General features: G+C 40.7%; 8 protein-coding genes and 1 pseudogene. 3 read left to right on the forward strand and 6 right to left on the reverse strand.

Annotated features, from left to right (window positions below):
• Both C7B62_RS22950 and C7B62_RS22955 read left to right on the forward strand, forming a co-directional pair.
• A pseudogene (locus C7B62_RS22950) lies at nt 1-310 on the forward strand (cobalamin/Fe(3+)-siderophore ABC transporter ATP-binding protein); the annotation flags it as partial.
• 45 nt (nt 311-355) lie between these two features.
• Nucleotides 356-784 (forward strand): EamA family transporter, encoded by a 429-nt coding sequence (locus tag C7B62_RS22955; protein WP_106242998.1) that lies wholly within the window; start codon nt 356-358, stop codon nt 782-784.
• Between the two features lie 29 nt (nt 785-813).
• On the opposite strand, the gene C7B62_RS22960 is transcribed toward C7B62_RS22955, so the two are convergent.
• From C7B62_RS22960 to C7B62_RS22985, 6 genes are all read right to left on the reverse strand, one after another.
• Nucleotides 814-1,419: an MFS transporter gene (locus C7B62_RS22960; protein ID WP_255414085.1), complete on the reverse strand. Its 606-nt coding sequence runs from the start codon at nt 1,417-1,419 to the stop codon at nt 814-816.
• 42 nt (nt 1,420-1,461) lie between these two features.
• Nucleotides 1,462-2,148 carry a class I SAM-dependent methyltransferase gene (locus C7B62_RS22965; protein WP_106243004.1) on the reverse strand — a complete coding sequence of 229 codons (687 nt, stop codon included), beginning with the start codon at nt 2,146-2,148 and terminating at the stop codon, nt 1,462-1,464.
• Nucleotides 2,149-2,177: 29 nt separating this feature from the next.
• The gene (locus tag C7B62_RS22970; RefSeq protein WP_106243007.1) at nt 2,178-3,152 is read right to left on the reverse strand and encodes an iron-siderophore ABC transporter substrate-binding protein; all 975 of its coding nucleotides are present in this window, start codon (nt 3,150-3,152) and stop codon (nt 2,178-2,180) included.
• A gap of 124 nt (nt 3,153-3,276) precedes the next feature.
• On the reverse strand, nt 3,277-5,328 hold the full coding sequence (locus C7B62_RS22975) for a TonB-dependent siderophore receptor (protein ID WP_106243010.1): 2,052 nt from the start codon (nt 5,326-5,328) through the stop codon (nt 3,277-3,279).
• Nucleotides 5,329-5,338: 10 nt separating this feature from the next.
• Nucleotides 5,339-6,625 carry an RNA-guided endonuclease TnpB family protein gene (locus tag C7B62_RS22980; RefSeq protein ID WP_106243013.1) on the reverse strand — a complete coding sequence of 429 codons (1,287 nt, stop codon included), beginning with the start codon at nt 6,623-6,625 and terminating at the stop codon, nt 5,339-5,341.
• 168 nt (nt 6,626-6,793) lie between these two features.
• Nucleotides 6,794-7,282, reverse strand: coding sequence for an AMIN domain-containing protein (locus C7B62_RS22985; protein WP_233220115.1), 489 nt, complete (start codon nt 7,280-7,282; stop codon nt 6,794-6,796).
• Between the two features lie 293 nt (nt 7,283-7,575).
• Here C7B62_RS22985 and C7B62_RS22990 point away from each other — a divergent pair, with 293 nt between their 5' ends.
• Nucleotides 7,576-7,872, forward strand: a complete 297-nt coding sequence (locus C7B62_RS22990; protein ID WP_106243018.1) for a DUF433 domain-containing protein — start codon at nt 7,576-7,578, stop codon at nt 7,870-7,872.
• Nucleotides 7,873-7,986 lie beyond the last annotated feature (114 nt).

Consider the following 7,986-nt stretch of genomic DNA (forward strand, 5'->3'; position numbering starts at 1 on the left):
GGTAGAGTTGCTAGATTTACTGGACGAACTTCAAAAAAGTAAGGGTAAAACCATTGTCATGATTCTGCATGACCTAAACCTTTCCTGTCGCTATGCGGATTACTTAGTAGCAGTACAGCAGGGTAAAGTCTACGCTACGGGAACTCCCCAACAGGTAATGACGGAAGAAACTGTACGAGATGTATTTAATCTAGAATGTCGTATCGTACCCGATCCTTTATCCGATACGCCGATGTGTATTCCGATGGGACGTAAGATACAGAGAAATAGTATACAAGAAGAACAACTGCCAAATAAGACTCGAAACTAGCGATCGCTCACAAAATAATGAACAACAAGCAGGATGTTTTAGAACATGGATCGAATTCAAGCCTGGTGGATCTTTGCTATTTTATCGGCTTTCTTCGCAGCTCTAACTACTATCTTTGCCAAAGTTGGAGTAGAAGATGTTAGTTCTAATCTAGCCACAGCGATACGGACTGTGGTAATTTTAGCGATCGCCTGGGGATTAGTTTATGCAGAGGGAACGTTTCAGGGGTTATTTGAACTAAATCAAAAGACACTGTTGTTTTTAGTATTGTCGGGAATGGCAACAGGACTATCATGGCTCTGCTATTTTAGAGCATTACAACTCGGTCCTGCTTCCTTAGTCGCCCCAATCGACAAGTCAAGCTTAGTTTTAATTGTGTTACTGTCAGCAATGTTTTTAGGAGAGCCGTTGACCCTAAAAATGATTATGGGTACAGGGTTAATTTTGCTAGGAACGCTTGTGTTGATAAGATAGTCGGTCGAATATGTCTATTTCAAATTAGCCTAAAAAGATGTCGGTGTTGTAGAATTGGTTTCGATTTCTAACCGCTTTGGTTGAGGAATACGAACTAATAAAACAATACTGATGGCAATTACAAAAGTAACGATATCGATCGCCATAATTCCCCCCAAGCCGATAGTCAGATAGAGAACTCCAGCTAGGGCAGGTCCAAGACCATAGGAAGCAAACTCTGCCATAAATCCCATACTGGTGGCGCGGGTATAGTCTTCACGGTCTACCAGAGTGGAAATAGAAGCTTCAAAGGCTAATCCTTGGCACTGCTCAAAAATTCCCGCGATCGCAGCAGTTAAATATAAATGCCAAATTTGTAAATGACCGCCAAAATACAGAACCGCCAGGATAATAGTTATTACCCCAGTCATCAAATCGCCGACAATCATCAACAATTTTCGATTAGTGCGATCGACTATCGTTCCCGAAATCAAATACGTAAAAATCTGCGGTAACTGAGAAAAAAAGCCAAACAAAGCTAAATCCGTAGCCCGACCTGTAAGTTGCCAAATCCAGATTGATACAGCAAACCAAGTCATGCTCGAACCAATCATAGAAATCATTTGTCCGAACCAGATGAGGATAAATTTACGCACTATATTTTAAGCAGCAAGAGTAGCCTGAAGCGTAGTTGACAATTAGGATTTTTTGAGAGCCAAAGTAAGTCCATCGGAGATAGTTAATAAACTCAATTCCACACGCCGATCGCCCTTAAGCTTTTGATTGAGATTTCTAATCGCAATAGTATCTTTGTCCTGTCTTTCGGGATCGACTACTCTCCCGCACCAAAGGGTATTGTCGATCGCAATTAGTCCACCTGGACGAACTAGCTGAAGGCACTTTTCATAATAGGCATCGTAATTATCCTTATCCGCATCGATAAAGGCAAAGTCAAAGGTGTTTGCTTGTCCTGTTTCTAACAAACGATCTAAAGTATCTAAAGCGGGAGCAAGATTTAGCTGAATTTTATCTGCCACCCCCGCAGCTTGCCAATAACGAGTTGCGATCGCGGTATACTCTTCATCAACGTCACAAGCAATTATCTTGCCATCATCGGGTAGTGCCAGAGCTACACAGAGAGTACTGTAGCCTGTAAAAGTGCCAATTTCTAGAGTTTTCTTAGCATTAATCAGCTTAATTAACAAAACCATAAACTGTCCCTGATCGGGAGCTATTTGCATATCTCCATCTTCTATTGCTGCGGTTTCTTGTCGTAGTTGCGTTAGAACTTCAGGTTCTCGGAGGGAGACAGAAAGTAGGTAATCATAGAGCGATTGCTGTTGGGTTTCGGGTACATCGCTCAATCCGATAGTTTTATTAGGCATTTTGGTATTTTTTTAAGTAATTGTTTTAGTTAAGGAATAACAAGATATCGCTCCAAATCGTCAATCACTTCATTGATTCCCAAAATACTGTTGTCTAAGTACCAGTGATCCATATCCACTTCGTACACACGATCGCTTTGTACGACTTTTAATTGTTTCCATAAAGGGTTTTCTTGTAATTTGGCGATCGCTTTGTTGTCTTCCTCTTTATGTCTGGTTAGAAAAAAAAGGACATCACCATCAATCGCATCTAATTTTTCAATAGAGATAAGCCCAGTGTAAACAAAGTCTCCGACTTGTGATGGCGGACGCTGAACATCAAGGTCATTTAGAACAATGCTAAGAGGATGTTTAGAGCCATATGACCAAATTCCGAAACTTTGCGTCATAGTGGCAATGGAAACTATAAGCTCTGTGCGTCTATCTCCTAAAGCCTGTTTTAACTCGTCGATACGTTGTATATAGTTATTAATTAACTGGTTAGCAATATCTTCTTTGTTTAATATTTTGCCCAAAGCTACCAGTTTCTGCTTCCAGGGAGATTCAGTTTGCATGACAATAGTAGGGCTAATTTGGGAAACCTGGTCATAAAAACCTTCCAAATAATCATTCATTACAATTAAATCGGGTTTCGCTTGCAAAATCTTTTCTAAGCTCGGTGTATCTGGCGAACCAACGTGTTTGATATCTTCCGATCGGTCTGGAAAATATTTCGGAAAGGGCTTTTCAGTAACCTCTATATAACTGGCAGTAGCAATTGGTTCTATATTCATTGCTAACAAATTTCCTAAAATCTCCAGATCCAGTGCTACGATTCGCTGAGGCTTTAAAGGAATACAGGTTTGTCCCATTGTATGTTGTACAATTCTGCAATCCTCTGCTGGCTGTTGCAAGTTTGTCATAGTGGTATCATCTGTTTTGGCACAGGCGGAAACTAATGAAAATGCCAAAAACCCTATTAAAAATAGATGAATTAAGCGATTAAACTGAATCTGGATTCTCATCTCAATTTTAAGGACTACTCAATCTACAAGAAAGCATGTCGGTACGTTAGTATTCAAAGAATCTTCAAGCATGACTCTAATTAATTGGAGTTAAATTACCTAATTCGTCAGGTATGGTGAAGAGTTAGAACTCCCAACCTACAGAACCGACAATAGTAAATGGTTCACCTCTTTCGATATAGATTTCATCGGCGAAACTAGATCTAACGTAATCTATATCAAAAAGATTGCGGATATTGATTGCCGTCTTGAGGCGATTGCGTCGGTAATAAAGGGCTGAATCAGTCCGCAAATAATCATTAATCTGAAATGAGTTGTCTAAATCTCCCTGCCGTTCACCGATATAAAATAGTCCTAGACCAAATCCCAAACCCTGCAAATCTCCTCGCTGAATCTCATAAGTAGTCCAAAGACTAGCCTGATTCTCTGGTACGTTTGGCAATTGATTGCCTTCAGGAGTATCGTTATCTGCGGTAACTTCTGCATCGGTGTAAGCATAGGATGCAATGATATTCCAACCAGGTAAAATTTCACCTGTTACATCTAGCTCAATCCCCTGGCTGCGTTGCTCCCCAGTTTGAATAGAAAACTGAATGTTATCAGGGTCAGTAGTTGTCACATTAGTTTTAGTAAGATGATAGGCTGCTAGATTAGTTGACAACCTGTCATCCAAAAATTCAGTTCTTACGCCGACTTCGTATTGAGTTCCTCTGGTTGGCTCGAACTCTCTGCCATCGGCGTTAGTTCCTCCAGAGGTTACAAAAGAGCGACTATAGCTACTGTAAAGAGAAACTGTATCGCTGGGCTGATACACTAAGCCAATGCGGGGACTAAAAGCATCATCATCATTTTCTGTAATACCAGGAGTAGATCCACCAAAATCACTAGTTTCACGTTCACTAGATATCCAATCATAGCGACCGCCAATTAGCAATTTTAGGTTATTGGTAAACTCAATCCGATCTTGAAGAAAAACTCCGTAGGATTCGGTAGTACCTTCGTTCTGAAAAAACGGTACATAGTCTGGTTCTGAGATATTATAATCGGGGTTGAAAATGTCTAAAAGAGGTAGGTCAGTATCGAAATTATATAAATTCTCATCATCTCTTATGTTAAAGTCGAATCCTGCTACAAGTTGATGAGCGATCGTTCCTGTCTCAAACTCTCCAACTAGATCGATTTGTCCAAAATAATTATCACTAGAATAATCGGCATCGTAGGCTTCTAAAGCTAAAAAGCTCTCATCGACTAAAGAAGCACCGACTATTTCTCTATTGTCAGTATCACTTAAGACAACAGCAAGATTATTGCGAATTTGCCAGTTTTCGTTAAACTCATGATTCAGAATATATCCCAGCTTCTGAGTGGTTACATCAGCTAACGCAAAGTCAGGATATGAAAGATGTCGATCTCGTGGAGTTAGACTACCATCATTGAGTACAGCATAACTTATTGGTGGATCTCCATTAAAGTCCAGGTACTCATAATAAAAATTTAGTTTTGTTCGGTCGCTAATATTAAGCGTTATTGAAGGAGCTACAGTAATAAAATCAGTCTCGACAAAATCTTGAAAACTTCCTGCTGATTCATAGCTGGCAATAAAGCGGTAAAGCACTTTATCATCTGCTGTAAGCGGACCAGACAAATCTATGATGGGCTGATAGAAGTCAAAATTACCTGCCTCGAATGTTAGGCTATAATACGGCTCATTTAGAGGTTGCCGAGTAATAACGTTAACAACACCGCCTGGTTCTATCTGTCCAAATTGAATAGAAGCGGGTCCTTTTAGCACCTCTATTTGCTCAATCGTGTTAGTGCCTCCTGCTATATCGAACCGTGTAGCGTCGCGATAACCATTGCGAAAATTTCCTGATTGCTCAAATCCTCTGATAGTTAGTGATTGTGTAGGAACTCCCAAGTTACTACCGTTGTCAACAACGCCACTAACTGTTTCAACAGTCTCCTGAACTGTTCTGGTATTGCGGTCTTCAATTACCTGTCGCGGTACTACCTGAATTGATTGGGGAATGTCTCGAAATGATGTGTCTATTCCAGTTGCCGTACTCGCACTATCTACGGTGTAATCATCCTCTTCTGCTTCTCCTGTGGCAATAACCTCAATCTGCTCATCTGATTCTTGTTCTGCTGTCGCCCTTTTAGGAGTGACACGTGACATCCTCCCAACGCTAATTGCTATCGCAATATAGCGTGGGCTTCCCAATATCACTATTGAGCATTGCTCCCCTAACAACCAAAGTTGAATTGCGCCACTTATCTAGAACTAAGTTCCCCGACAGTACGACTTGAGAGCCAATTTCTTGCTTTTCGGGAGTCCCCCGATACGTTTCTTCTCCTCGGTTACAGATTTCCTGTCCCGAAGCTATATCTCTATCCACAACATAACCACACTCGCTACATTCATGTAACCGAACACTTAGATCTTTTCTTACTGTAGCTCTACAGTTAGGGCAAGTCTGAGACGTTCCACGATGGTCTACTCGTCCGACAAATACATCTCGCTTGAGAGCTACGTATTCTAAGATTGTTCTCATCTGTCCAAAACTAGCATCAATCGTATGTTTACCTAACATTCCTTTTGCCATGATGCGGAAATCACAATCCTCTACAAAGATTGTATCTGCCATAGAGCATAGTTTATGAGCTAATTTGAACTGATAATCGGTACGCTTGAATGCTATGTGATTATGTTGTTTGGCTACTTTGATTCTTGCTTTCTCGTAGTTTTCGCCTCGTTTTTGTTTCTTAGACAGACGCTTTTGTAGCACTTTTAGCCGACTGTAGGCTGTCTTGAAAAACTTAGGTCTGGGTTCGGTATATCCGTCCGATGTTGCTATATAAGACAACAGACCAACATCTACACCTATTGTATGACCATGAGGCACAGGACTAGGAAGCTCAATATCCGATTCAATTGCTACCACGGCAAACCAACCCATTGCTTTCTTGACTACCCTTGCTTGTTTTACAACAAACCCCTCTGGTATTTGCCGATGCAAATTGATTTGCACTTTACCTAACTTGGGTAGTTGTATAGTCCAGTCGGTCAAAGGATTAGATTTGAACTGAGGAAACAACAAAGACTTCATCTGTCCATATTTTTTGAATCGAGGGAAGCCATATCCGCGCTTTTGAAAGAAATCCCAGGCATCATGCAAACGTCTAATATTGGTTTGGAGTACCTGAGAGGGTACTACTTTTAGCCTGGGGAATTGTTTCTTTGCTTTGGGCAGATTGTTTTGTTGTTGGTGGTAACTAGGAAACGGATAATTCGCAGCCATGATATATTCTGATTCCAAACTACATCTATCAATTGGACATTTTCTAGATGCGATCCAATCTTTTAGTTCCCGTAGCGCATAGTTATAGCTGACGCGACAAGTCTCTAACCACTCGTTGAGCTGGTCAATTTGGTTGCTATCTGGGTAAATGCGGTAAGTGTAATTTAGAATCATATAGATAATTTACCATGTTTATGGCGTGTTGGTAAACTACTTGTTCGCAAAGCTCACAGGCTTTTCATGAGGGCGTGTCGCCTGGGGTTTCCCCAGGCGTTTATACCGCCCGTCCCAACGCTGAAACATTGGGCGCGTATAGCTGCGCTATACTTAAATCGCCCTCGTTTACAGCGTGGGACTTCCCAGCCTAAACGTTAAAACCAAATCGTCTCTTCCTGATACTACTTCCGCGTTAGGAGTTTGATTCTCCCCCGCAATCCTGACCTGAATACTATTATCCTCGCCCTGATTAACCGTAACTCTATTAATCCCTGGTGCGGGATTGAGTTCGGTCACGCCATTCCGAATCGAAAAAGCCAAGGTTGCATCGAAAATATCGATTACTAAATTGTTACCCTCTGGCACAATCAACGGTACTAACCTTTCACTTCCCGCTACAGTTTCTAAAACTAATTCTAACCCCGACTCGGTTTGAATAACTTCAACTCCCGTAACCCGTGTCAAATTATTCTGCGCTACCAAATCCGAAGCCGTAAATCTCTTCTGCTCCCCTGCCTTGATAGTCGTCTCACTCGCAGCAACAGCATCCACAGTTGCCAAGGGAAAAACAAGACCGAATAATAGTAAATAACAATAACGTTGAATTAATTTCACGATCGCAACACACACCTTAGTAATAACTAATAACCTAATTCAGTAGTTGATAATTTCTCTCAACTAATTTGGGTATGAAAAGTATCCTATAGGTTTTAATAAAACTAGACGATCTCTAGACGGAGTTTTTCGATCGCTGTACGGAGTTTTTTAGATGAAGTTGTTTTATGTTCTAGATTTGGTGGAGGATTTGGGAAAGTAGGAAATCAGGGAAGTGGAAAGATTGTAAACTATGTTTCTATGACTATACTTGATAGACTAAGTAAAATACTTTGCTATCCAGCAGTAAGTTTATGTCTGCCACTGCCTTATCCCGTTACGTAACAGAAAATCCTGAAATATTAAACGGAGAACCAATTATCATCGATACTCGAACCTCTGTTCGGGCTATTGTCGGTTTGTGGCAAATGGGTATTATGCCAGAAGAAATATTAAATCATCTACCTCATTTAACGTTGGCACAAGTATTTGATGCTTTGAGTTTTTATTTAGATAATCAGATAAAGATCGATAATTATATTGAAAGCAACCAAGTACCCAATGAATTAGTTCATCCTGTTGTCAAAGCTGCCTTAAACGAATCATCGTAATGTTCGCTTCTCTCTACACCGATGAGGATATGTCGGCTTTAGTAGCTACTCTGTTAAAGTCTCGTGGTTTAGATATTACTACTGTTCCCGAACAAGGAACGTTAGGGAAAAGCG

Source organism: Pleurocapsa sp. CCALA 161 (assembly GCF_003003995.1).
In the GTDB taxonomy this organism is placed as follows: Bacteria; Cyanobacteriota; Cyanobacteriia; order Cyanobacteriales; family Xenococcaceae; genus Waterburya.